Source organism: Bradyrhizobium sp. CB3481, from assembly GCF_029714305.1.
GTDB lineage: Bacteria > Pseudomonadota > Alphaproteobacteria > Rhizobiales > Xanthobacteraceae > Bradyrhizobium.
Genome location: NZ_CP121647.1, coordinates 5710682 through 5734964, shown reverse-complemented (window position 1 = coordinate 5734964; position 24283 = coordinate 5710682). Strand labels below are relative to the sequence as shown.

Below are 24283 nucleotides of genomic sequence, written 5' to 3'. Positions count from 1 at the left end.
ATCAATTGTTACGGTTGATAGGTGACCAGGGCGCATATTGAGCAGGTCGGGATAGCACCGTGCGGATTTTGGGGGGGTAGGCGCGGACAGTCACAAGAGCTTCCATAGCTGCTGACGGAAATCAATAAAGCACCCGTTCGATAGTCGGCAAACTCAGGGCTTCTTTGCTCTGCTCGGCATCGAGTACCATCCCGACATCTCGACTCGCTCCTGGCGATGCGAAGCATCGACCGGTGCAAATCCGGGTGAGTGGTTCGGTCGCTCGTGAATGCTGTGGCCGCCCACAATGGCAGAAGCGTCCCGCTCTCGCCGCAGATAAGCCAAGTAAAGCGGATCTCGTTTTAGATCGCGGTCTTTTTGATCTAAAATCAACTAATGCCGCGGTTGGTGCTATCGGCCTTGCCGCATATCCGACCTATGTCGTAATTGCCCGATGCGCTTAACGCGCGCTATCGGTCTTCAATCGTAAGCGTCGTTCCGCTCCCACCTTTTCGCGGCACATGGGATAGGCGAGTTTCACGATCTCTTTGAAGGGATCGGCTTGTGTCTATGCTTGACCATACGCTTAAGTCAGACGTGACGGCGCGCCGGCTGGATGTGATCACGGAGACGGGACGCCGTCGTTGGTTCTCCAAGGACGACGGATTGTGGAGGAGACGCTGGTCCCGGGCGCGGTCGTTTCCGAGATTGCCCGGGGACATGGGCTGACCCCACAACAAGTGTTCACTTGGCGCCGGCAAGCGCGCCGGCAGCCGCCGCCGATGGCTGACGATCCGCAGTTTGTACCTGCGTGGTGGCTGCCGCTCGTGCTCGTGGTGCGGTTCGTCATGATGGTGGTGCTCACGCTCACCGCTTTCCTTCCCGTGGCCTGACATTTTTCCTCCAGTGGTCCTGCCGCTAGCGAACTCGGTCAATTCGCGAACACCGAATTCAACAAAAACGAATTCATTGAATGCTTCCTGTTGTGCTGCGAGGCATCGCGAGATGCTTGTAAGTCTTGTCCGTCAGCGACATCTGTACGACCGGAGCATCGCTTATGGAGGGGTTGCGCCGCAGGAAGCCTTTTTCTCCAGTATCTTTGATTGGGTCGTAACGAATGAAGAGTTCGACGCCCATCATTTTTGACACCACGTGGGGCGGGACACCGTTTTCTCTGTCCGTGTGTGCCAAGGCCATCAAGATCGTCCACTGTGGCCCCGTGATGCCAAGTACATTGGCCTGGAATTGCCGAAAGCTGTCCATTGATGAAAGTCATCTTCCACATGAATCGCTGGAAGCATGGCTCTCGGTTGAGCGACTGTTGACCGCTGTTGCTAAGCTAAGCACATCCGGCAGCATCGTATGTCAGGGTTTCCATCATTTTCCTATTTCCCCTTAGCGCGAATCAAAAATAGGACAATGCCCTCTGAGAATGCAGATCAAATTGGTTAGTACGATTCGGACAAAAGCGAGCCGTCACGAATACAGCGACGGCATAAAGACGCGTTCTGTACGTTGCGTGCAGACATATTCCTTTGGCTCCAGGCTCGGCCAATATCGTATCGGGGGCTTAAGATTTCGCGCGTCTTGATCAGGTAATGGCCGGTAAGTGGCACCCAACGGCCTGCAGAGCGAATAAATCCATCGCTAAATCAGAACGGTCCATCACATTAATTGAAGTTTGTCACCGGCCTATTGCTTCCCAACGATACTGGGGCGGCACATTACGAGTTCGGCTTAAGGATAGGGGGCACGGCATTTCCAACTAGGTGCGTTGGCGGACGGGCAGGGTCTTCCTGTGCGCGTCCTGCGCGGCCGCGCGGGCGTATCTGTAGGTCGGGAGGTCGCGCGAGGCCGGACAGGTTGTTCGCCAAATGCGCGGTGACGTCATTGGAAAGCACGGATATTTCGTTCAAGAGGGTAGAAATCGAAATGAGCCCGGTCGAAAGCATTTTTCAGGAATTCATCGATGCAATCCAAACCGCAAGCAATGCGGTTGAATTCGAGCGCGTCGCAACGCGGCTAACGCAGAGCCTCGGCTTCCAGCGCTTTGCCTATCTGCGGCTGACCGGCGACACGCCGACCTTGATCTCGTCCTATCCCAAATCCTGGACCAGCCGGTACTTCCAGCTTGGATACCAGCAACTCGATCCTGTGGTGCGCCGCGCGCGTGCCGAGCACGCCTTGTTCAGTTGGGGAGGCGAGGGCTCAGCTCCAGTCGGAAACCGAGAGCAGCGCCTGTTCTTCGATGAAGCGGCGACCTTCGGCATTAAATCAGGCATCACTGTGCCGATCAGGGGCGGATTTGGACGGATGGCTGCCTTCACGCTGGCGACGGACGACCGCGATGTTCGCCCGGAGCGGCTCGGGGCCGACTGGAAGGACCTCGTACAGATCGCCGGGCTGCATTTTCATGTCGCCGTCAGACCTGACGTACCCTCTATCGGTAAACTTGCCGGAAGCGAACTCACTCAGCGCGAGCGTCAATGCCTTGCATGGACCGCGCAGGGAAAAACGGTCGCGGATATCGCGGTGCTGGTCCAGATTGGGCCGCGCACTGTCGTGTTTCATCTTGAGAACGCCCGCCGCAAGCTCGGCGCAGCATCTATCGCCCACTGCGTCGCCGAGGCTTTGCGACGCGGTTTGTTGTTCTAACGATTCACACCCTCCGAATTCGCGCGAGATGCGGAAGAGACCTGGCGCTTGTCGCGCCGCTCATTGTGTGTTGTAGTCTGTTCGAAAGGTCTAGCATAACCAAGCTGAACGAGACTCACTGTAAAAGATCTGCTACTACTTTTAGCGAAACTTGTTGTTTGGGTTCTCATCATGAAAAATTTTCTAGGACTTTTCCTGATCGCTCAGCTCTTGTCGCTCTCCGGCGAGGTCTTGGCACAGGGGCTACCGGCTCCGTCGTATTGGAAGAATGAGCGTGGCTCGGAGTTGTTTATATGGTCCTCCAACAACCGGAGCATAAAAGGCACTTTTACGAATCATGCTCAGGGCTTCCAATGCCAGGGCATTCCATATCCTGCATCCGGCGCCGTTAAACCAAACGGATTGTATTTCGTTGTAACATTTGCTCAATGCAATTCCTTCACGCGCTGGGTCGGGAGGACCAAGGGTTCTCAAATGCCCACGTCCTGGACATTGTTTTATGTCGACGGAAATGGCCAACCGCAAAAACTGAAGGGTGCCGATACCTTCACACGGGTATGGTAGCTAACTGAGTTGCGTCCTTTCTTGCTTCTGCCGGGTAACTAAGACCTGCATTGCGGCCAGGTTTCAGGTCTTCGATGCCGACCATCTTCTGATCCTTGTTCACGTTCCATTCGTAGTTCTTGGACTCTTCTTGCGAATAGCAATGTCTTCAAGGCTTGCGAGATTTGAGTAAACTTCCTTAAGGGTTTTCTCCAATCCATCGACTGTTGTGAAGCGCTTGAACCGGGGTAGAAGCTCTGCTGCATAGGTCCAAAGGTCGCACCATCCAAAGCGCGCCGACCGCAAAATCGTCCAGAACTTGTTGCAAACCTCCGGCGTGATCGCCATCGTTGTGTTGCGACCACGTGGTCGATCCGTTTCGGATTACCATAGTACTTCTTTATGAAGTTGACGACCTTCTCTCCGGTTGACTGATAGTCGCCATTAACGACTTCGATTTAGGTCTGACCGTTCAACTCATAGCTGACGCAAAATAGCGTCGCTGCTGCTTTTCGCTTCAATGTCCAGAAAATCGATCTCAAAACAGTTGGCCAAGGTTCTCGCTCCCCTGAGTTTGGGTTGAGTGAGGCTTAACTGTAGGCGGTTATCCAGTAACCACTTGCATGGCTCGGGAGGGCACCGATGATGCTGATGTTTATCGTGCGCGTGACGATGCCCCTCGCTCGTGGTGTGGTTCGTCATGATGGTCGTGCTCACGCGCACCGCTTTCGTTCCCGTGGCCTGACATTTTTTTCCAGTCGTCCTGCCGCTAGCGAACTCGGTCGATTCGAGAACTCCGAATTGACCAAAAACGAAACTTATTGAGTGTCTCCTGCTCTGCTGTGAGGATCGCAGATATTTATAAGTCTTGTCCGTCAGCGACATATGTAAACCCGGGCATCGCTTGTGGAGGGTTTGCGCTGCAGGAAGCCTTTTTCTCTAGTAGCTGATTGAGTCGTGACGAATGAAGAGTCGACGTGCAGCAATTTTGACTGGCGCAGGAAACGAAAAGTCCGTTCAGAGTCCAACGCCGAGGCCGGCATGACTACTCCGAGCCTTCATTGCTTCGCGTGAGGTACCGGCAAGGCGTGCCAGGTCTTAGCTTCGGACCAAGTGCCGTCTACGGAATGGAATGAGGCCCAGAGCCCGTCAGGGAACGGTCTGCGACCCACAACCAAGAGCAGAAATCCTGGCAGATGATGAGTGGATCGGCGGACCACCTCGGCTATGCTCGTTAAGTCGTGGGGAGAAGGATTTGGCGTGTCCTCCGGATGGGTGTGCCAGTCGCCGACGAAGTCCAGACCCAAGGCATGGTGCTCGAATATTTCGTTCTGTTCGGAAGCGCGATGCGGCCAAAAGGAAAACCGGCTTCGCCGATCTCTCGTGCGCGGCCCGGTCGCGGTGGTGATCTCCCAGTGGCGTCCCCGAACTCGCGCGAAAAGCTGACCACCGGCCTCCCGATGAAAGAACCGTCGTTGCCGATGCGTATCGAACGTCAGAGGGAGGCTCACGCGTGGCGGTTCTCGTTCGACGCGTAACGGCTCTCGCCCTGCTTGATCACCGCAGGTCCGCTGGCCTTCTCGACCTGCGCTTTCTTGGAAGGGTCGGGCTGCTTGGAGAACCAGTCGGTGCAGAACAGATTGTCCCACGCCTTCATCGCCTTTTCGTGCGTGCAGTCCGATTTGTCGAGCACGTCGAGATGCTTCAGGTTCTCGTCGATCTTCTCCTTGAGGAATTTCGTCTTCTCTCGCCGGATCCCGCGATATTTTCGTTCAAGACGGGATGCCGGATGGCATCGTTCCAGGCCAACCTGGCGCTGATGTTCTTCATCGTTTGCCGGAACGCGTAGTCGTCGCGTCCGTCGGACTGGACGAAGTGGTCCGAGACGAGCTTTGAAATCGCGAACCCGCTCGAGATCTTGCTCGACCAGCCGGAACGACTGCGGGCGAACGCCTTGACGAGGCGGACGATCCGCACGAACTGTCCGTCGTTGCCGTTGGCCGTGGCGTCCGGCGACCTATTCTTGTTCTCGTCCTTGAACCATTTCGTATTGGCGAGAGGGTCTGACGTCCTCCACTTCTCGCCAGCGGCGATCTCGTAGGATTTTTTCTCTTCGCCGGTGAAGGGATCCTTGATGCGGTTCTCGCGGTAGACGGGCACGTCGACGTGATAGCCCTCTTTTTTGTAGTAGACCCGCACGCAGTTGTCCCGGGGTTCGGGTTGATCGGCGAAGCGGTCGTCCTGAAGCGCGTCGCTTACCATCTTCCTCGCGTCCGGCGCGGACTTGTCCTCGCCGTTCTCGTTCTTCAACCTGTCGCGCTTGAAATAGACGCCGTCGTCGACGTCGTAGTCGCCGCGGTCGTTCTGGATCATGGTCCGCATCGCGTAGGAGCCTTGCGTGCGCGACCCGATCGCCTTCGGACTGTCGTTGCGCTCCAGGCCCGACTTGAGCCGGTTGCGGTTGGTTTTGGCCTTGCCGTAGATGTCGGCGCGGTCGTCCTCGGACATCCGTACTTCCGCGCGCTCGAAGCTGGTCACCTGTTCGTTGCAGTCCTTCACGTCATCGTCTCCATCTTCACGCCGGTCTTCGGCATTTCGGGAAGGCCCATCATCATGGTTTTCACCATCTGTCCTTCCGGGTTGTTGGGGTCATCGCAGGCACTCTTTGCGAGGTCCGCATCATTGCTCGCCTGCTGGATCAACCGGTTCATAGCTTCTGGACGGGCGTCATCCAGCGCTAGGAACTTCATCATCTCCGCAGGTACGTCCTTGTTAGGAAAGCGCAACCTCCGGACCGGACGTCCTAGTTCGGTGAGCTGGTTGCCGAGAAAGCGGGCCATGTTGTCGAACGCGAATTCCTGGGCTGTGATGCTGAGACCCGCGGCTTCGGCCCATCTTCCAGCCCAGGATCGAGCGATGCACCTTCCAGGGCTGAATGAGTTCGCCTTCTGGACGCGAGCAGGTACCCAGCGAGAAGATCTCGATCGGCGCGTCCTTCGGAGCGCATTGCAGAGCGTCGACCAGCCCGACCATGATGGGATTGTTCGCCCACAGGCCGCCGTCCGCAAAAACCTGCATGATGCCGTGATCCCCGTTGGGATCTTTGACAGCCGCCAGAGATCGGAAGATTGGAGCGGCGCTGGAAGCCATGCACACGTCGACCAGCTTGTAGTGATCGTCACGCACTCCGCTCGCGGGCGTCTTCTTGAAGACCCACGAGCGATGGCTGCTCATTAAGACGGCTGGAATGGAAAGCGAGATGCCTCGCTTGTTGAAGACGTCGAGCATTGTCGTCTCCTTGAGCACCTCGGTTAGCGCCGCGTGCAACACGGCGTCGCCCCGACGCACGTAGCGGCCTCCGACGAACATGCGCCAGATCGCGCTGAGCGTGCCCTTGATCCGGTGGGAAAAGATCTGGCGCCCGTGGCAGCGGTACAGGTTGACGATCTCTGCCATAGGGAGCCCGACCGCGAGCGCACTCGCGACGATCGCCCCGGTGCTCGTCCCGGTAATGAGATCGAACCCTTTGCCCAGATCGAGACATTCCGCGCCGCGCGTGCGGGCGAACTGGGTGACGAGGCGGTCCAGGAAAGCCGCGGTATAGATGCCGCGCATCCCGCCGCCGTCCACGCTGAGCACCCGGTAGGATCTTACATCGCTCGGCGCCGGCTCATCCTTATCGGTCTCTGCACCCACGCCCGTCACTGTACGTCTCGGACTTGATTTATGATTCATTCGTTGTGCTATGTTGGCGGAGGAGCGGCCGAACTGGCCGCGATCCTTTTGTTTTGGCTCGGCGCCAGCGGCGCCGAGGAGGGGCCTACTTTGCCCCGATTGGGGGACGTACTTGTGGGGGACGTACTCTGCCCGCCGCCGCGCGCCTGATATAACGAAGATAACCGTTTCTTTCGTGTGAATCAGATCTCCCGGCGCTGTAGGAGCCAGAGTGTTCAGGCTGATGGGTATGGTAAGTGGGGGGCCTCTTTCAGTAGCCGAAACTGCCACCAAGACGCCGGTCAGTCCCGAATACGGTGCTGCTTTGGTAAGAAATGGTAGGTCGACGGATGAATATATAAGAACAAGAGGTTGGCATTGAGGCTAGTTGCAGCATTCTTTGCTGCCCAATTCGAATGGCAATCGCTGCCGCAGTATTTCACCCATTGCGTGCAAAATCAAATGTACAGATCGAATTTCTTGTGCATTTAGATAGCCTAATGCGATGTTAGGCGGCTTCCGGAATCGCCGCCTTTTTGCAGAGTCGAGCTAGCCACCGGCAAAAAGCACGAGCGATTTCGGGATTGTCACTGCGGTCGACCGCATAAGCCCGATATTGCATGCCGCTGGGAGTACGCGATCCTGGTATCACATGCAGAACGCCCCCACGGACTAGATCGCTCACAATAATTTCGGGCGCCACCAGAAGCCATTTTCCTGTCATGACCGCCGGCAGAGCAAGGTAATTGTGATCATATCGCGCCCCCGACTTTATGTCCTTTGAGGTCAGGTTCATCGCCCTCAGCCATGTGGGCAGTACGTCGGGCCGCGATGTAACGTTCAGAATTGGCATCGAACGAATAATAGAGAGGCCTTTGCCATCTACGTGATTTGGAGAGCCTACACAGACGAGTTGCTCGTTGTAGATTTCCCAATTGTCGGCCGGTTCGATGACGGAAAGGTCGCGTGTAATCAAGACGTCGAAATTCTCGGAGGACGTCGGCAGGGACAGCGAACTAATCACATCTACGGTTACACCGCCCATCTCAGCGGAAAATGCTTGAAGATTCGGAATCAGAAGGGAGTACGCGAATGTCGAAAGCGACGTGCGGACCACGATCCGGTTGGCGTCCGGACGATTCCGCCGGCGCATTCTCTTGGCGGTGAAGTATACTGTATCTATAGGTTCGGCGACTGTGTTCGCAAAAAGTCTTCCGAACTCCGTCAATTCGCTCCTCCTCCCGCGTCGCTCCATCAGGTCAGCACCTAGATAGTCTTCGAGCACGGCGAGGTAGCGGCTGACCGAGCTCTGTGTCGCTCCCAATGCGCCAGCCGCGCGCGTTACGCTTCCTTCGCGGGCGATTGTCACGAACACCCGGATCGCGTTGATGGGAACTTCATTGTCTTCGGTAGCCATTTTCTACTCCGGCAACTTCGGGGACGCCGTCCAGTTCTCGCTGCGTTCCATCGCCAAATAGGGATACTCCATCATATTGTTCGATGTTTATCTCCGGATTGTCGCTTTTCAACGATGATTTCCCGCGAATGAGGCCGCCTTTGCTCGAGAAGCCGCAGTCGGACGACTATCTCTCCCTCCACTCGCGGCTTCATCTGACATTCCCCTTTGCGGCGCATGTCGGCTCATCGATACATCCGACCTCTGGACGCTATTGCAGGCCAGCCGATTTATCCTCATCATCAAACCGAACGCGGGATGTCCATGATATGGACGGCCCCTTCTCGGCAAGGGCTTTTGTGTTTCGGCGAATGGATCGGGGAGCGGTCATGTATACGGCCTCGAGAAGCGGCCACTGCCGGTTTGCTTACCCCATTTGCCATCACATTTTGATTGCTCTTCCGATAGGGATGAGCGCGAGCGCGGCGCGGCTGTTGCCCTAGCTAGTACCCGGAATCAGAGCTGAGTGATACGGCGGCCTTTGAAACGGCGTTGACGGACCTTTTGCTTGGTCCAGACGAAGGGCTCGGCTTTGTCGTTGTAGGCGTTGACGTAGGCATCGATGTGTTCCTGAAGCTGCTTGAGGCTTGTGAAGGAGGTGCCGCTGAGCGAATGCCCCTGCAAGATTGAGAACCATACCTCGACCTGGTTGAGCCAGGACGCACTTGTCGGCGTGAAATGGAATTGCACGTTAGGGTGGGCCTTGAGCCAGTTCTCGTTCTTCTTGTGGGTGGTTGAGGTTGTCGAGGATGACGTGAAGCTTTCGGCCCGGAAAGGCCGCGGAGAGGCTGTTCATGAAATCGAGAAACTCGACACGGCGACGGCGTTTGGAATGCGTAGCGATGATCTTTCCGGTGGCGACTTCGAGCGCGGCAAACAATGTTGTGGTGCCATGCCGCTTGTAATCGTGGCTCTGGCCGGTCAAGGCGCGGCCATTGGGCACCTTCAGATAGCCCTGCGCTCGCTCCAAAGCCTGGATCGAGGGCTTCTCGTCCACGCAGAGCACAATCGCCTTCGCCGGCGGGGCGACGTAAAGGCCAACGACATCGGCGGCTTTGGCCGTAAAGTTCGGGTCATTGCTCTCACACCAGGACTTGCGAGCCGCGAGGTCAATCTTGTGGCTGCGCAGGAACCGCCAGACATATTCGACGTCAACATCGCCGAGCGCTTCGGCCAGCAGAGGGCCGGTCCAGCGCGCAAATCCTTGCGGGGGCGGCTTATCCAGCAGCTTCAGAATCCGCTTGTCGGTCGTCTTCGTATAGATAGGCGGCTTGCCGGGCCGCGGCTTGTCTTTGCAGCCCTTCAAGGCCTTGGTCGGCATAGCGATGCTGCCAAAGGCTGACAATCCGCGGCTTGACCCCAACTTCCTTGGCGATCGACCGGGTGCTGCGCCCGTCCGCCGCCAACAGGACTATCCGCGCCCGCTTCAAATCGCGCTGCAATGTTATCGGTGAGCGACAACACGCCTCAAGCACCTTGCGATCTTTCCTCGAAAGGTGGACTTCTCTTGCTTCGGGTATCATCCCGACCTTGAATCACGACTCGCGTTCCAAGAAAAGCGGGTACTAGACCCTATGTTCGCCCTCTGAGGTGACGGGCGGCCCGCCCCGCGGCAAGCTCCTATCGAGGGTTGCGCCGGATGGGCCGGCGCCGAGCCTCAAGCATGGGGAGCGGGCCTGATGAACGATAGCATTTTCGTGGGGCTGGATGTGCACAAGGCGACGATTTCGGTTGCGGTGGCCGAAGGGATGCGCGGCGGGGAAGTTCGTAACTTGGGGATCATCCCTAATCGCGCTGACCAAATCGCCAAGCTGGCGAAGAAGCTTGGCAAGGGTGACCGGCAGGTAAGTTTTTGCTACGAAGCCGGCCCCTGCGGATATGGCCTGCATCGACAACTGACGGGCCTGGGGCACAATTGCATCGTGGTGGCCCCCTCGCTGATCCCGATGAAGGCCGGGGATCGGGTTAAAACCGACCGGCGCGATGCGGCGATGCTGGCCAAGCTGCACCGGAGCGGCGAGCTGACAGGAGTGTGGGTTCCGGATGCGGCGCATGAGGCCATGCGCGACTTGGTGAGAGCCCGCGCCACCGCGATGCGTGTGCTCGGCAAGGCGCGGCAACATCTCCAAGGCTTCCTGCTGCGGCATGGGCGCATCTATGCCGGGAAGAAGGGGTGGACTCTGGCTTATCGTCGCTGGCTCACCACGGTGCGCTTCGATCACTCGGCGAGCCAAATCGTTCTGCAGGACTACATTCATGCCGTGACCGACGCGGAGGCCCGTGTGGACTGCTTGACCAAGCGGATCGAAGAGCTGGCGCCACAATGGTCGATGACGCCATTCGTTGAGGCCGTGCAGGCCATGCGCGGCGTCGCCTTCATCGTCGCCGTGATGGTGGTTGCCGAGGTCGGCGACTTCTCCCGCTTCGACAATCCCCGCCAGTTGATGGCCTTTCTCGGCCTCGTGCCGTCGGAGCATTCGAGCGGCGCCACCATCCGACGCGGCGGTATCACCAAGGCCGGCAACGCTCTGGCCAGGCGCGCTCTGATCGAGGGGGCATGGACCTATCGCATGCAAGCCCGCGTCAGTCGCAAGCTCCATGACCGTAACGAGCGCCTGCCTCAAGCTATCCGCGATATCGCCTGGAAGGCCCAGGTCAGGCTGTGCGCCCGCTATCGCCGCTTGTCGGCGGCCGGCAAACCCAAGGTGATCGTCACCACCGCCATTGCACGCGAGATAGTCGGCTTCCTGTGGGCGATCACCCGTCAAGTACAAACCGGGCCGGCCGCCTGAAGAGCGCTGCTGGACCATATCGGTGCCGAGGGCAGGAGGTAGGGCGCGGTGGGGAATCCTCGTGGCCTGTTATGAGCCGGCATTGCCGACGCTCGCCCCCTAGACCGAGGCAGCCCCAAGACGAAACCACGGTCATGCGGTAGCCAACCCGCGCATGCGAGCTTGATCAACCGTCGTCTTTGGCCCTGCCTCCTACCGTGGGCACCTTCGAAGTCTAGCGCCCGGGCGCTGAACCGGGAGCGGCTCCGCTTGATCGAGTCGCTTGACAGCAAACATGAGAGCAGTCTGCTGAAGAACTCGCTCGCCACAGAGTGGGCTTGATGATTCACTTTATCATCTCGATTCGGTGGAGGCGATCATGCGCGGCAGGTTTACGGATCAGGGCGGCCTGTTTTCGTACATCGCGCCGGATAAGGGGGTGCCAGCAAACCATCCGCTGCGGAACGTCCGGGAACTTGTCCAGGATGTTTTAAGTGATTTGTAACCGCAGCCTTGGGAGACTCTACGCCGGCAAGGGACGCCTCCGATACCGCCGGAGCAGTTGCTGAGCGCCTTGCTGCTGCAGGTGTTCTACGGAACGACCGATAGGTGGCCTGCGTCTTTCATCTGGACGTCCATTAGCGATAGGCGTTGGTAGTGGACCAGCCGCGCCGCGGGACTCCGGACAGAGCCCTGACAACAACAAGATGCTCGATCGCTGGTGCCGAAAATGCAAAGAAGCACTGTTCGACAGTTGTTAAGGTCTCGTCGACGTAGCACTTCATTGCTCTGATCGAGATGACAAGTGATATAGACTTACTCATGACGGAGCGAACTATTGTCAGCGCGATTTCGCTACGGAGCTTCGGTCCTCATGACGATGCGGCCGCTCACCTTCTTGTCCTCGCCGCAGTTGAGGGGAACAAAACGCATTCCGCTTTAAGCTTGCGCTCTTCTTGATCTGCAGCAGTTACTGAAACGACGATGTCGCGTTTCCGACGTGTGTCGCAATTGCTTGACTCGCTACGCGACACAATCGATTGCCAATTCTCCCAAGCGCGTGTCCTCACGCCTGAATCTCGCGAGCGACGCAAATGGCACAAGGCTTGCTGTCTTATCCTATGTTGTCGGAACTCATGGAGCACCGCATGTTAGATAATAGCAGCGGCGACAGCGAAGTTAAGCTGTCCGATCGCGAAAAAGAGTGCCTGCGTTGGGCGGCAAAAGGAAAATCGTCATGGGCAATCGCACAGATACTGGAGATCAGCGAGAATACGATCAATTTTCACATTAAGAACGCTATGCGAAAGCTCGAGACGACGAGCAGGACCGTGGCCGTCCTGAAAGCAATTCGCCTCAATCTGATTTGAGCTCTTGGCATGTCTGCGGTGCCAGCTCCGATGCTAAGTTATGCAACGTGTTCGGAGCGAGCAGCATTCGTGCGAGGCTCAGCACTACCACGATCCGAACGTTCCGGACGTCCTCAAATATCCTGAGAGTGCTGCGGGGATGGCATCATACGATTCTTTGCGAATAGCTCTCCTCATCCCTGCCTGGAACCTTGACAAGGATGCTTATCGCTTGCGCCTCTTGAATCGCGAATTAGTCTGCGATCGTCTCCTTCGATATGCGGCTAATGCCCGCGATGCCTTCCTCGGCGATAATGCGGCCGCAGACGTGCCGCATTTCCGCTATTGCAGTTCGCATGGAGTGATTGGCCCAAATCATTGTGGAAAAGCCATTACTATCCTGCGAGGCGTGCAGAAGGTCACCGGCAATCGACGCTATGTTTTCGCTTGCGCCGAAGATGCACCGCTGTCCAACAGAACGCTCTGTAGTCGGCTGCGCGCTCTCGGCATCGACACCAAGACCGAACATTGCGCTCATGGTTTCCGCCTGACGTTTTCGACCCTTTGCCACCACGAGGAGATCAAGGACGCCAAGGTGTGGGAAGGCGATGTCATTGAACTGTAGCTGGCGCATCTCGAAAGTGATTCGGTGAAGGCGATTTATAAACGCCACGGACCGCTTGCCCTGATCGGCTCGCGCACGAAGCTGATGCAGCATCGGGCTGACCGGATCGATAGCTTTGCAGATCCAAGAAAGATTGTGCCGATCACGGCAATCCTTGAAAACTGCGCAAACTAGCCTAGTTTGCGCCTTCCGTCATGTGCTCGGCTTAATGCGCGGAAGGGACATGTGATAAGCGTCGATGGAATCGGCATCGACCATGGTCTGGCCCTCCATTTTGTAGGCGATAATCTTCCCCTTCTTGATCAGCTTGTAAGCCTTGGTTCGGCCGAAGCCGCCCCGCTCCAACGCCTTTTTCAACGGAATCAAGTTACGTTTCTGGCGAGGCTCATCCATCATCGCCATGCCCGCTCGCTATTCATCCTGTCCCGCCGTCGCAAGTTGGTCCGCTTGGCGTGCTTTGAGACCAACCGGCGAACATCCGGTCTAAGGTTCCGATCCCCACGGCAATGCGGCGGCTTTGACATCTTGACCAGGCGGAAGAAAGCTCTGCGTCAATTCATTCAATCACGGTCTTCGCTCGTTACGCTAGTGAAAGCAAAGGAAGCTTCGACTATTATGGGAGAACTGAAAGAGCCGAGCATCCTTGTGAGCTAGTGAGATCGGACAAGAACATAGTAATCATTTTCCGTTAACACGCTTTTTCGCCGCACCTTTCGGCGTGACGAATTTCGTTGAGCGCGTACTAGTCTTACTGCGTCATAAATTTCGATAGCCACTTTGACTTGAGATTACCCTGATGCAATAAGGGCATCGAGATAGTGTGACGACGAGCGCAGCGGCTCAATCTTCGTCGGACGGTCGCAATCGAATTCGGAACGTGCCGTTCAGGCCGCAATGGCGGATCCCCTCGGCCGATAGGTTTCGGGAATAGCAGCTTCCTTGAAGAGCTTGGTGGCGGCTGTTTCTGAGGGGGGAATCGTCTCTCGCTCGGAGACTAGAAATCCGTAGATGCACAACGTTGCGTGGTCGTGGAAGCCACGCCAGCTTCGCCCCTCGAAGTGACCAAGGCCAACTGTTTGAGTTCGTGGTAGTCGCGCTCGATGCGCCAGCGCAGCTTGGCAATATCGACCAGCTGACGAAATCCAATGTTGGCCGCAAGCGTTGAAAACCAATATTTGGTTGGTGCTGTCTCGCCCTCTGGCCACTCGATCAGCAGCCATTCCTCGGGCCGGCTTTCGGCGAGCCAGTAATCTCGATGTGCCGGACGGACGCGCACACGGGCAAAACGCGAAGACAACGGTTCTGCCGTACCCTCACGCCACGTGATCTTGTGCCAAGCATGCGTTGGCAGAACAATCGCAAGCTCCTTGACCGAAATCGGTCGGTGTTTGCTATTCCGCCGTAGCAGCTTTCGAGGTCGTCCGTTCCCCGACCATTTCTTTGCTGGCCGCGGTCCAGTTCCGGGCGCCCATACCGAGGTTTGTGGCAAGATGCCGGCCACATAGCTCAGGCCCAATTCGGTAATACTCCCACGCAGAGCGGTGTCGGTGCCGTAGCCGGCGTCCATCAGTACCACACCGCGCGGCATGCCCACCGCACAGGCGCAGCGCAAGTGATCAAGTGCAATTTCCGGCTTGGTCCTGAAGGTGATTTCCTTCGGAACTCCGGCTTTGCGCCGACGTGCACGGTCCGTCACCCACTCCTTCGGGAGATAGAGCCGATAGGCCACCGGCAAGCTCGCATGATGGTTCGCAAGCGAAAGAGATACGGCCACCTGACAATTGTCTTGCTTGCCCAACTGGCCGCAATATTGCCGCGCAACGCCGACCGAATGCCGCCCCTTCTTGGGAAAGCCCGTATCATCGATGATCCACGCTTCGATCGGCCCGCAGCGTTCGATGCCCGGCAGCACTAACTCACGGACCTTGGCCAATGCCGCCGTATGAAGCGCTGCAGGTCCTTTTTCCTTCAACCAGAAGTCGCCGCGCTGCCACGCAAACCTGTTGTCAATCTGTTGGAACGGCTCACCTTCACCAATTTAACTGAAACCACAGAAGAAAGTCGGCTCGTACTGGATCGCTTAAAGTTGGCTTGCTGTTCGGGTTAGACTCCTTCCGAGAGCTGACCAATTATTGATGCAGGTGTCTCAATCCTTGCAGCCGAAGTGTGAGGAGGCGCGCAAGATCTATTGTACGAAACGCTCAAACCTGAAGCCGAGATGGCACACCCAGGCGAGAAGCGATGTGTTCGTTCGCTGCGTACACTGTTTCTCGGAGCGTTATCAATCGGACAGGTTCTACATGAGCAATGACGGCAAGTACGAATCTCTATGAAGCATCGGCAATGACAAACGAACGCGAGCTGGAGCGCTACAAGCAAGAGAATGCGCGCCTCAAAGAGCTGGTTGTGCGGCTATCTGAACTCGCCTTACGCGACGTGGTAAAGCGCGACGAGGGCCAAACACTCGGACATCCCGTGAGTCTCAGGCGCAGCGTAGCTACGCTTTCAGAGCAGGGGGGCGGACCCCGCCCTCGTCTTAGGCGGCAGAGACGGGGGCGGGGCTACTGATTTCTAGTCATCCTTGAGTGTGAGCAAGCACATGCAGATGGAACAGCTGGAGGCCCTAGTCGTGCCGCGGCGCGGTGACCTGACGCTGATAGGCGAGTGCTGCTGTATCCCAGCGTCCAGTGAAATGCGCCGACAAAAAGCGCACGGGCGCGGGATTCGAGCGTCAGCACAGGGCTTAACGCAGTAATCAAGATGACATTGCTGTTAAAGTAGCAGTCAATTTTTTGTGACAATCGCCGGGCGGGTCACCAAACGGCATGCCAGGAGAGGGGCCATGGCTGACCACCTGCCCGCAGTCCTAGAAGCGTTTGATTGCTCCACCGATGCAGCTCTCAAGCGAGTGTCCGGCACACATCCGGTGCTTCACCGGCCTTTTGCGGGGCGTCCTAAGGAAGGATCCTTTGTCAAAAATGCTATTCTGGCGAGTCTTTCTCTGCAAGACGTCGCGGCAATAGGGGAGTGCCTTGAGCCGATCGTCCTGAAGGGACGTATGGTTCTGCAAGAGCCGAAAAGGCATGTCGAGCACGTCTATTTCATAGAGTCGGGCCTCGTCTCGCTCAGGGTCGTCGCGGCGGGAAGCATGCTTGAAATGGCAGTCATAGGATATCGAGGTGTGGTCGGCGCTTCGTTTTTGTGGGGAGGACACCTTTCGACGCATGAATCTGTGGTGATCTTTCCCGGAAGCGCGCACAGGATCCGCGTCGAGGATTTGCGTCGGGTGATAAAGGAGCGTCCCAAGATCCGAGAGCATCTCTTCGAGTACGTTCAAGCGCTGACATTTCAGTGCGTTCAGACAGGATTGTGCGGGGTTCGGCACGATCTCGAGCAGAGGCTCGCGAGCTGGCTTTGTTTGGCGAGTGATGCTGTTGAAGCTCGTGTGCTGCCAGTTACTCATGACTACCTTTCGTCCGTCTTAGGACTGCGCCGCGCCGGCGTAACGGAGACGCTAATCCGATTCGAAGAACAGGGGCTGATCCGCAAGATGCGCGGCGTTTTGCAGATCGATGAACGCAAGTCCCTCGAGCAAAAGGCATGCTGTTGTTACAAGCTTGTCTCAGGTGCTTACGCCTCGTCTCGGTCCGTAAAGAGCCAATGAGCTAAGACGTTCACCTCTTAAGCTCATTGTCTTGAGACGAGTTGGTTCTCTGGGGCAATTCATCAACCGGCCTCCGAGACAGGCCTCCGAGGTCGGCAGTCATCGGGAGCGAGGCGGTGATCTCTTCCGTAATGTTTAAGCGATCACTTTCGAGCTGAAACAGTTTGGGGAGGATATTCATGAAAATGGAGAGCGCTGCTTGGCCTCAGGTGAGGAGCGATCTTGTGTCCGTACGGCAAAGCGCCGCGACGTTCTTGGGCAATCTATCGGCTGACCTCATCAGCGGCGCGATAGGTCGGCAGAACTGGGCCGCAACATGGACAGAGATTGGAGATGCTCGGTGCCTTCTTGCTGAGCTAAATATCAAGAAAAAGGCCTTCGAAGAGGCGACCGAGGCCTGGCTTTGTGCGCTAACGGCCTTTGAAGTTGCCAAGCACCTAGTTGATGAAGACGATCCAAAAAGTGGAGACATTTCGGCGAAAGTCGACGTCACTATACAGAAGTTAGGATTGTCTCTGCAGCAGAAGCTTGAGCGGGTGCGAATTGCGTGCTGCGATCAAGCTGAACTTCTAGCCCACTATTTGCCCGCCGGAAATCCCGAATTATCCGCGCCGGCGATCATTTGTATCGCCAGAGAACAAGAAGCAGGAGCGACGCTGCTCGGGAGACTGTTGCCCGCGGTGATTGGTCGCGGCATGGCGGTTCTGATCGTCTCTTACGACGACGTCTCAAATAGCTCGGATATCCCATCGGAAACATTGCTGTCTTGCTGTTTGGATTACTTGTCAGTTCGGGCTGAGATTGATGCCGGCCGGATCGGCGTCTACGGAGAAGGATTATCGGCCGCTCTCGCGACCGACTTCGCTGCGTCTGATAGCCGCGTTGCTGCGGCGGTTTGCGACGGCGGCATTTGGAACTGGGCGAGGACTATGGCATCTGTCCGCTGGATGACGAGGACCGCAGATATGGTGGACGACGACGAAATGTCAGCGCGTCGCTCCCGATTGGTGCGACGGTTGACATGCCCAGTTCTCGTGGTCGCCGGAGGGCGCGCCATCACCAGCGTGTCGGAGGCGATCAAACTTCAATCTGACTGCCTGGAAGCGCGCATCGACATGGAATTGGCTATACCGCCTATGATCCGGACCGTCGCTGGGGAGATTGAAGATTTCGTGTCTTTCGACGATCGCGTCTTAGGTTGGCTAGAGCATAAGCTCACAATGAGGGGCTGGCGCGGACAAACGGAATCGGCTTTTGGCCCAGTCATTATGCCAAAACCAACATTTGGGTTGGTCAATGCTCACGAGCAGCCGAGCTGACACACTCAGGCGAGAAACGAGAATTTTCGTCCGTTTCGTACTATGTTCATCGGAGTGTGGCCGACCAGAATCGGGTATACTTGCCGCGTCATGACAGACGCCAGCCCCGAAGCATCGAAGACGCACATGAGCAGCGCGAATTGAGGCGCTGCAAGCAAGACGTTGAACGCCTCAAAGCGCTGGTTGTGCAGCTCTCATAACTTTACGCAGCATAGTGGAAAGGGCTGAGCGTGGACCGAATTAGAAGAGCCAGAATGACAAGCCGGACCGAGACTCGCGGGAAAATGGCATTGAAATGAAATCATTTCCTTTTCTGCGTTTTCGGCTGGACAAGAGTGGTGCGACCTCCATCGAGTACGGCCTGATTGCGGTGGTGATCTCCCTTCCTCTTGTCGTTGCGCTGACTGGTCTTCGCACAAACCACAACCTTGATTGCAGTTCATCGCCTTCACCTAACTTGTCGACCGGCCAGCTTGACAAGTTGGATTTCGTACGTGAGCCCAGCAACAGATCTTCGACAAAACTACCGCAGGTTCCTCAGATCGATGAGGTGAAGGGGATAGATAAGAATGCTGGGGTGCATGGGCCGGAGTAACGTCGTCCTCAGGCATCTTTGGCTGCCAATCCTCGGTCTTCTCCTTGTAGAGGGTGCCGTTTTGCCGCTTAATGCGTTTAATCGCATCATTATCTTCAACGATCCTAACATTTTGATGCAATTGGCCCCAGGCTGATGCCTAAATCCAGCCTTGAAGCGTCCTCTTTCGACGGATTTCACCACGCGGATTGTCGTTCAAGAGGTCTTTCTTTCGCCTGTGTCGTATTTCTCGCGCCCGTCCATCCTGCTGTGGATGATGACGCTTTGGTCGCGGAGGTACGTGAATCACAGGTCGTCGTCCTAGGGAAGCGCAGCTTCTGGTGCGCAGCTTATCCGCAGCTGCGCACGTACGATCTTCGCGTGCTCCCGTCAGGAGTTCAGCACGCCCGCTCGCATTTGCTATTGCAACATGCTCGCGCAGTTCATATTCCGATGCTCGCCCATGCGTTATATTGATCGATATTGCACAAAAGATATTGCGGGTTCTTGCAGGCGGGTACCTTGGGCGACCTCGATCCGGTGCATGCCGCGTCCGTTTCGAACGAAGCTCTTCGGCTCATGAGCGAGCTGAATGTACCGATTTTACACGAACTTCACGGTCTGGTTCGTCTATGTGCTCGCTCGCTCGGCGGCACTGCGCAGGACTCGACACCTTGCGATCCAACCATCGCCGCTTCGACAAGAGGGCGATGGAGCAGGGGGATCCTCAGCGTGTTTCTCATCGACTCGGCAAAGATATCGAGGCCGCCGGGCAGCCAAGGCGACATGGCCTTGAAGCCGTCGGCTGCGCCGTTCTCGAACCAGGTTTGGACGTTGTCGGCGATCTTCTCCGGCGGACTGGCAATCACTCAGTGGCCGCGTGCGCCAGGCGTTGCACGAGCTGATGAAAGGTCGGCTTCTCGCGATCAATAATATCGATCACCAATTTGAAACGGCTGGCGAGCCGCCGTGCTATGGGTGTCGATCAGATGACGGGGCCCATGATCGAAACGGGAGAGATCGCGTCCGATCATGATGCGCAGCTGGTCAACAAATATTTGGCTGGATCAACTCGTTGAACTCATCCTGCAGCCGATCGGCCTCAACCTGCGCACTGGCGATGAAGGGCCTGATGTCGGGCAGGATCTTGATTCTGACCGGGGCTGCGGTCGGTGCGTGAACAATGGCTATGATCGCGATTCCTCAAGGAAGAGGTTTGCAGGGCAGCGATGGCCGAATGGCGGCAACCGCTGGCGGGGACGGATTGCAAGGAAGCGATGACCGGATGGTTGCGATCCATAACGGTTGTCGTTGCACCAGACCCTCCGAGTCCATCTGATCGTGAATTAGACAAGCCAATTCAAGAACAGATTACGAACAGATCGAGACGCTCGTTGTGCGGGAGATCAAAATTGTAGGGCAATCGTGAGCGCTAGGGACCTCGCACCATTTATTCCGGTAAATTGATTCGGCGTTCGGAAGGCGCTCTGTGTAGCGGCTCTGGCGCAACCAGCCCCCAAGCCTCGCGCCGGGACCTTTCTGAATGGGCCTGCGTCGTTCAGACTGGTGGGCCGAACGCGATGTACAGCAGGAGAGCCACTAGCGAGATGGTGGTAATTGTCGTCACAACGATATCCCGGAAAGATCGAGTCATATGATGGCCTTTGTTCTTCATGGCGTCGCACAACGGGCCGGATCGTGACTGGGTTGCCGGATGGCCCCAGCGGCGTGGGTCTACGGCTAAGCTCTTTGGTGGGTGCTCCCGGCGCAGTGGCAAGCTGCCTTTGGAAGATTCCAAAGGCTGGGAACATGCGCGCTAATCTAGACCTGACATCTTGAGGGTGATCCACCTACCGTGATGGCTAGATGGGGCGCCAAGAAGGTATAAAGCCCCGCCGCCGATAAAGTCCAGGGGGCCAGTACTCTTCTAATTTGGCACCACGTGGTGCTCGAACGTGCCCACGCGCGTGCGGGGAGAAGCTTCTTTGTTAGCTCAAGCTTTGTTCGACCATTTGTTCTATTTAGAGCCGCCGCAACGAAAGCAGACGCTCTTGCTCAGTCGCCCACTTGGCGCGTGCGAGGCAGGCATGTGCCGATCATGCCCATACCTACGCCATGATCCCTTGCAATCGCGAAAAACCTTGACACGTGACCGGATCGATTAGACCTGTGTACTGCGAACGCCTGGCAGAGCCCACCGCTTCATGCAGAGTCGTCGGCCCTACACCCTATGTTCGCCCTCTGAGGTGACGGGCGGCCCGCCCGGCGGCAAGCTCCTATCGAGGGTTGCGCCGGATGGTCCGGCGCCGAGCCTCAGAGCATGGGGAGCGGGCCTGATGAACGATAGCATTTTCGTGGGGCTGGATGTGCACAAGGCGACGATTTCGGTTGCGGTGGCCGAAGGGATGCGCGGCGGGGAAGTTCGTAACTTGGGGATCATCCATAATCGCGCTGACCAAATCGCCAAGCTGGCGAAGAAGCTTGGCAAGAATGACCGGCAGGTAAGTTTTTTGTTACGAAGCCGGACCCTGCGGATATGGCCTGCATCGACAACTGACGGGCCTGGGGCACAATTGCATCGTGGTGGCCCCCTCGCTGATCCCGATGAACGCTGGGTAAAAACCGACCAGCGCGATGCGGCAATGCTGGCCAAGCTGCACCGGAGCGGCGAGCTGACAGCAGTGTGGGTTCCGGATGCGGCGCATGAGGCCATGCGCGACTTGGTGAGAGCCCGCGCCACCGCGATGCGTGTGCTCGGCAAGGCGCGGCGACATCTCCAAGGCTTCCTGCTGCGGCATGGGCGCATCTATGCCGGGAAGAAGGGGTGGACTCTGGCTTATCGTCGCTGGCTCACCACGGTGCGCTTCGATCACCCGGCGAGCCACATCGTTCTGCAGGACTACATTCATGCCGTGACCGACGCGGAGGCCGGTGTGGACTGCTTGACCAAGCGGATGGAAGAGCTGGCGCCACAATGGTCGATGACGCCATTCGTTGAGGGTTCTCGGCCTCGTGCCGTCGGAGCACTCGAGTGGCGCCACCATCCGACGCGGCGGTATCACCAAGGCTCATTGAGCCGGAAGAGCTGATGGCATCACATTGGCTGGCTGCTGGTCACACAGCAGACGCAAGTTCTACGGCTGCATGTTGCAGGGAGCTCGAGCGTGACAACGACGACGGTCGAGCGGATGGCAAAGCTCTGGCAGATCGAGAAGACGGTGCGCGTCAAAGCCCCCGACGCACGCCGTTGCCGCGCGCCAGCAAGCCTCTGCGGCAGTCGTCGCAGATCTCTTCGATCTCTGGCAGCAGATCTTGCGACGGATCTCCGGCAAATCAAAACTGGCCGAGGCGATCCGCTACGCCGTCTCGCGCCGTGCCATCTTCGAACGCTTCCTGGCCGATGGTCGCATCGAGCTCGACTCCAACATCGTCGAACGCGCCATCAGACCACAAACAATTACGACAAAGAATAGCCTCTTCGCGGGCAGCGACGGCGGCGGACGAACTTGGGCGACCATCGCAACATTGCTGCAGACACGCGCTTATGCCATGGAACCACGCCGCCTGACGGCCTCAGCTTGCCGCTTACGACGAGGCCAAAAAAGTGACGCGAGCAATGCCGTTGCGGTTTCGCGTCGGCAATCACTTTGAACCGCTCGGGCCCATTTTGTTCGACCAATTTGTAGATGTTGTCGGGCATTCGCCAATTTTACATACTGACCGTCACTGCTGGGCGAGTCCGGGCTGAAAATCCTCAGGAAACACATAAACCCACGTCGATCATCGACGAGGCCTTCTGGCCAATCTACCGGTGTGAATTTGAGCCGCCGGCTATCCATTTTTTCGCGCAGCCGTTCCGATAGGCGCGGACGTTTTCGCCAGCGAAGCGATAGCGGCTTCTCCGGCATCTAAGATTGCTTGCTGGCGAACATTTTCGTAAAACGCCAATAGGCGCTCGTCTTTTGTCTTGGAAAAATTCATAGCTAAACTTAAGAGCACGCAGAAACTTAGACCGTGTTTCGGAGGTCTGCGAAGGTTTCTTTTACCGCCGATGTGTTGGCCGGCTAACCGCCGCCGACCATGTGTTCTTGGCTGCAATTCCTGCATCACTCCCGTAGTGGCAAGTAAAAGTCTGCATTCCGTCAACTACCAACGTTAGCAATTGATGGAGATGACAGACCCATGGCAATCACAGGTTAATGACCGTCGCGCACGTCTCACACGTCCCCTGGCCGATATCGCGTGAAGAGCGCACGGGCCAATCGTCGTGGATTTTGTTGAAACCCATTGTGCGGTCGACCTCTGGCGTTCACCAATTCGTGTTGCAGCTGAATAGATTGGTCTACGAACAAAACGACAATTTGGAGAATACCACCATGAGCAAAACGGCCTTGATCGATAGTGTCGTTCCGTGTGCCGACATCGTCGAATGCGCAGCGCGCATCGGCGCTCAAATAAAGAATATCAAGCTATCGGGGGATTTGCCGGGTCAGACCATTGCCGAGATCAACCGACTGCTGCTCAAGCACAAGGTCATCTTCTTTCGGGACCAGGGCCATCTCGACGACGCCGAGCGGGAGCGCTTTGCTCTTCATTTCGGAAAGCTTGTGCCGCATCCGACGCTCGGTGCCATGAAGGGAACGGCGTCGGTCATCGAGCTTGATTCCGCCCGCGCCGCTAGCCGGGCCGACCTGTGGCACAGCGATGGAACCTTTGTCGATGCCTATCCCAAGCTCGCAGTGCTGCGAGGCGTTGTGATGCCATTATCTGGTGGCGACACGGTTTGGGCAAACACGGCGGCCGCTTATCTCGACCTGCCGGGGCCGCTGCAACGGCTTGCCGACGAGCTCTGGGCCGTTCACAGCAATGCCTTCGACTATGCCGTAATGGCCCGCGCCAGCGAGGCCGACAAGAAGCATTTTGAAGAGGTCTTCACCAGAACGATCTATGAGACCGAGCATCCCGTCGTGCGTGTTCACCCGGAAACTGGAGAACGCACGCTGGTGCTCGGCGATGTGGTGCAGCGCTTTGTTGGTATCTCAAAATATGACGGCCAGAGGTTGTTCGATCTGTTCCAGTCTCATATCACAGCGCCCGAAAACACGGTGCGCTGGAGTTGGAAGGAGGGCGATGTCGCAATCTGGGACAACCGCGCCACGCAGCATTATGCGGTCAATGATTACGGCGACCAGCATCGCGTCGTTCGTCGAGCCACCGTCGATGGCGAGGTGCCCGTCAGCATCGACGGTCGATGCAGCGTAATGCGCATAAAGGCTACGAAGCAGCCGCCCGCGAAAGCCGCCTAGCGCGTTCGCAATTTAACCAAGATCCGGCCGATGCGACACTGCTCTTGTCCGCCCGTTCGCTGCTTTTGCAGTATCCGCCAGATTGGTTTGCCCTCGGCTTACCACGGTGTAGTGCCAGCTCTCAAATCAGAAGAAGCATCGGTTTACTGAGCGCCCGTTGCATCGAAAGCTGAGCGGAATCGAACTGCCATGACGCCCAAAAGGCACCTTGGTGCGAGTTGCTACCGCCGACATGAAAATCAGCGCTAACACCGCCTCGTCGCCTCGCGTTAGGGTCCGACCGGACTAACTAAAGACGAGTAGCTTCATCGCTGCCTCAGTTCGCGGT

At 57.1% G+C, this 24283-nt stretch carries 20 protein-coding genes and 5 pseudogenes; 15 read left to right on the top strand and 10 right to left on the bottom strand.

Annotated features, from left to right (window positions below):
* Nucleotides 1-647 precede the first annotated feature (647 nt).
* Nucleotides 648-872, top strand: coding sequence for a transposase (locus QA643_RS27950; RefSeq protein WP_283028939.1), 225 nt, complete (start codon nucleotides 648-650; stop codon nucleotides 870-872).
* Nucleotides 873-945: 73 nt separating this feature from the next.
* Here the strand turns inward: QA643_RS27950 and QA643_RS27945 are convergent, their stop codons facing one another.
* Nucleotides 946-1242 carry a helix-turn-helix domain-containing protein gene (locus QA643_RS27945; RefSeq protein WP_283028938.1) on the bottom strand — a complete coding sequence of 99 codons (297 nt, stop codon included), beginning with the start codon at nucleotides 1240-1242 and terminating at the stop codon, nucleotides 946-948.
* 411 nt (nucleotides 1243-1653) lie between these two features.
* On the opposite strand from QA643_RS27945, the gene QA643_RS27940 reads away from it, so the two are divergent.
* The 3 genes from QA643_RS27940 (at nucleotide 1654) to QA643_RS27930 (ending at nucleotide 4002) form a co-directional block, all read left to right on the top strand.
* Nucleotides 1654-2634, top strand: coding sequence for an autoinducer binding domain-containing protein (locus QA643_RS27940; protein ID WP_283028937.1), 981 nt, complete (start codon nucleotides 1654-1656; stop codon nucleotides 2632-2634).
* Nucleotides 2635-2805: 171 nt separating this feature from the next.
* Nucleotides 2806-3198, top strand: coding sequence for an avidin/streptavidin family protein (locus QA643_RS27935; RefSeq protein ID WP_283028936.1), 393 nt, complete (start codon nucleotides 2806-2808; stop codon nucleotides 3196-3198).
* A 621-nt stretch (nucleotides 3199-3819) separates the two neighbouring features.
* Nucleotides 3820-4002 carry a hypothetical protein gene (locus tag QA643_RS27930; protein ID WP_283028935.1) on the top strand — a complete coding sequence of 61 codons (183 nt, stop codon included), beginning with the start codon at nucleotides 3820-3822 and terminating at the stop codon, nucleotides 4000-4002.
* Between the two features lie 682 nt (nucleotides 4003-4684).
* On the opposite strand, the gene QA643_RS27925 is transcribed toward QA643_RS27930, so the two are convergent.
* The 6 genes and pseudogenes from QA643_RS27925 to QA643_RS27900 all read right to left on the bottom strand — a co-directional run bounded on the left by QA643_RS27925 (nucleotide 4685) and on the right by QA643_RS27900 (nucleotide 9870).
* Nucleotides 4685-4870, bottom strand: coding sequence for a hypothetical protein (locus tag QA643_RS27925; protein ID WP_283028934.1), 186 nt, complete (start codon nucleotides 4868-4870; stop codon nucleotides 4685-4687).
* Between the two features lie 11 nt (nucleotides 4871-4881).
* Nucleotides 4882-5736 carry a nucleotidyltransferase gene (locus QA643_RS27920; RefSeq protein ID WP_283028933.1) on the bottom strand — a complete coding sequence of 285 codons (855 nt, stop codon included), beginning with the start codon at nucleotides 5734-5736 and terminating at the stop codon, nucleotides 4882-4884.
* The gene (locus QA643_RS27915) at nucleotides 5733-5930 is read right to left on the bottom strand and encodes a hypothetical protein (RefSeq protein WP_283028932.1); all 198 of its coding nucleotides are present in this window, start codon (nucleotides 5928-5930) and stop codon (nucleotides 5733-5735) included. Before QA643_RS27915 ends, QA643_RS27920 begins: the two co-directional genes overlap by 4 nt.
* A 19-nt stretch (nucleotides 5931-5949) precedes the next feature.
* Nucleotides 5950-6882, bottom strand: coding sequence for a patatin-like phospholipase family protein (locus tag QA643_RS27910; protein ID WP_283028931.1), 933 nt, complete (start codon nucleotides 6880-6882; stop codon nucleotides 5950-5952).
* Nucleotides 6883-7399: 517 nt separating this feature from the next.
* Entirely contained in the window at nucleotides 7400-8308 is a 909-nt protein-coding gene (locus QA643_RS27905) for a LysR family transcriptional regulator (protein ID WP_283028930.1), read from the bottom strand.
* Between the two features lie 495 nt (nucleotides 8309-8803).
* Nucleotides 8804-9870 (bottom strand): annotated as a pseudogene (locus tag QA643_RS27900) (IS630 family transposase).
* Between the two features lie 156 nt (nucleotides 9871-10026).
* On the opposite strand from QA643_RS27900, the gene QA643_RS27895 reads away from it, so the two are divergent.
* Together QA643_RS27895 and QA643_RS27890 are read left to right on the top strand one after the other, a co-directional pair.
* On the top strand, nucleotides 10027-11139 hold the full coding sequence (locus QA643_RS27895; RefSeq protein ID WP_283028929.1) for an IS110 family transposase: 1113 nt from the start codon (nucleotides 10027-10029) through the stop codon (nucleotides 11137-11139).
* Between the two features lie 1154 nt (nucleotides 11140-12293).
* Nucleotides 12294-12488, top strand: a pseudogene (locus QA643_RS27890) (helix-turn-helix transcriptional regulator); the annotation flags it as partial.
* A 265-nt stretch (nucleotides 12489-12753) separates the two neighbouring features.
* Here QA643_RS27890 and QA643_RS27885 read toward each other — a convergent pair.
* A pseudogene (locus QA643_RS27885) lies at nucleotides 12754-12858 on the bottom strand (phosphoenolpyruvate phosphomutase); the annotation flags it as partial.
* 258 nt (nucleotides 12859-13116) lie between these two features.
* Here QA643_RS27885 and QA643_RS27880 point away from each other — a divergent pair.
* Nucleotides 13117-13266 carry a hypothetical protein gene (locus tag QA643_RS27880; RefSeq protein ID WP_283035104.1) on the top strand — a complete coding sequence of 50 codons (150 nt, stop codon included), beginning with the start codon at nucleotides 13117-13119 and terminating at the stop codon, nucleotides 13264-13266.
* An 18-nt stretch (nucleotides 13267-13284) separates the two neighbouring features.
* Here QA643_RS27880 and QA643_RS27875 read toward each other — a convergent pair whose 3' ends face one another.
* A complete protein-coding gene (locus QA643_RS27875) occupies nucleotides 13285-13494 on the bottom strand; it encodes a hypothetical protein (RefSeq protein ID WP_283028928.1) in 210 nt (69 codons plus the stop codon).
* Between the two features lie 482 nt (nucleotides 13495-13976).
* Nucleotides 13977-15031: pseudogene (locus tag QA643_RS27870) on the bottom strand (IS701 family transposase); the annotation flags it as partial.
* Nucleotides 15032-15934: 903 nt separating this feature from the next.
* Between QA643_RS27870 and QA643_RS27865 the strand changes: the two are divergent.
* From QA643_RS27865 to QA643_RS27830, 8 genes and pseudogenes are all read left to right on the top strand, one after another.
* Nucleotides 15935-16756 (top strand): Crp/Fnr family transcriptional regulator, encoded by an 822-nt coding sequence (locus QA643_RS27865; RefSeq protein WP_283028927.1) that lies wholly within the window; start codon nucleotides 15935-15937, stop codon nucleotides 16754-16756.
* Between the two features lie 179 nt (nucleotides 16757-16935).
* Nucleotides 16936-18075, top strand: a complete 1140-nt coding sequence (locus QA643_RS27860) for a hypothetical protein (protein ID WP_283028926.1) — start codon at nucleotides 16936-16938, stop codon at nucleotides 18073-18075.
* Nucleotides 18076-18370: 295 nt separating this feature from the next.
* A complete protein-coding gene (locus tag QA643_RS27855) occupies nucleotides 18371-18670 on the top strand; it encodes a Flp family type IVb pilin (protein WP_283028925.1) in 300 nt (99 codons plus the stop codon).
* A 501-nt stretch (nucleotides 18671-19171) separates the two neighbouring features.
* A complete protein-coding gene (locus QA643_RS27850; protein WP_283028924.1) occupies nucleotides 19172-19582 on the top strand; it encodes a hypothetical protein in 411 nt (136 codons plus the stop codon).
* A 99-nt stretch (nucleotides 19583-19681) separates the two neighbouring features.
* Nucleotides 19682-19930, top strand: coding sequence for a hypothetical protein (locus QA643_RS27845; protein WP_283028923.1), 249 nt, complete (start codon nucleotides 19682-19684; stop codon nucleotides 19928-19930).
* Nucleotides 19931-20853: 923 nt separating this feature from the next.
* Nucleotides 20854-21738 carry a transposase gene (locus tag QA643_RS38805; protein WP_349253237.1) on the top strand — a complete coding sequence of 295 codons (885 nt, stop codon included), beginning with the start codon at nucleotides 20854-20856 and terminating at the stop codon, nucleotides 21736-21738.
* Nucleotides 21737-22300, top strand: a pseudogene (locus QA643_RS27835) (transposase); the annotation flags it as partial. The gene QA643_RS38805 and the pseudogene QA643_RS27835, both read left to right, overlap by 2 nt.
* Before the next feature lie 725 nt (nucleotides 22301-23025).
* The gene (locus QA643_RS27830) at nucleotides 23026-23955 is read left to right on the top strand and encodes a TauD/TfdA family dioxygenase (protein WP_283028922.1); all 930 of its coding nucleotides are present in this window, start codon (nucleotides 23026-23028) and stop codon (nucleotides 23953-23955) included.
* Nucleotides 23956-24283 lie beyond the last annotated feature (328 nt).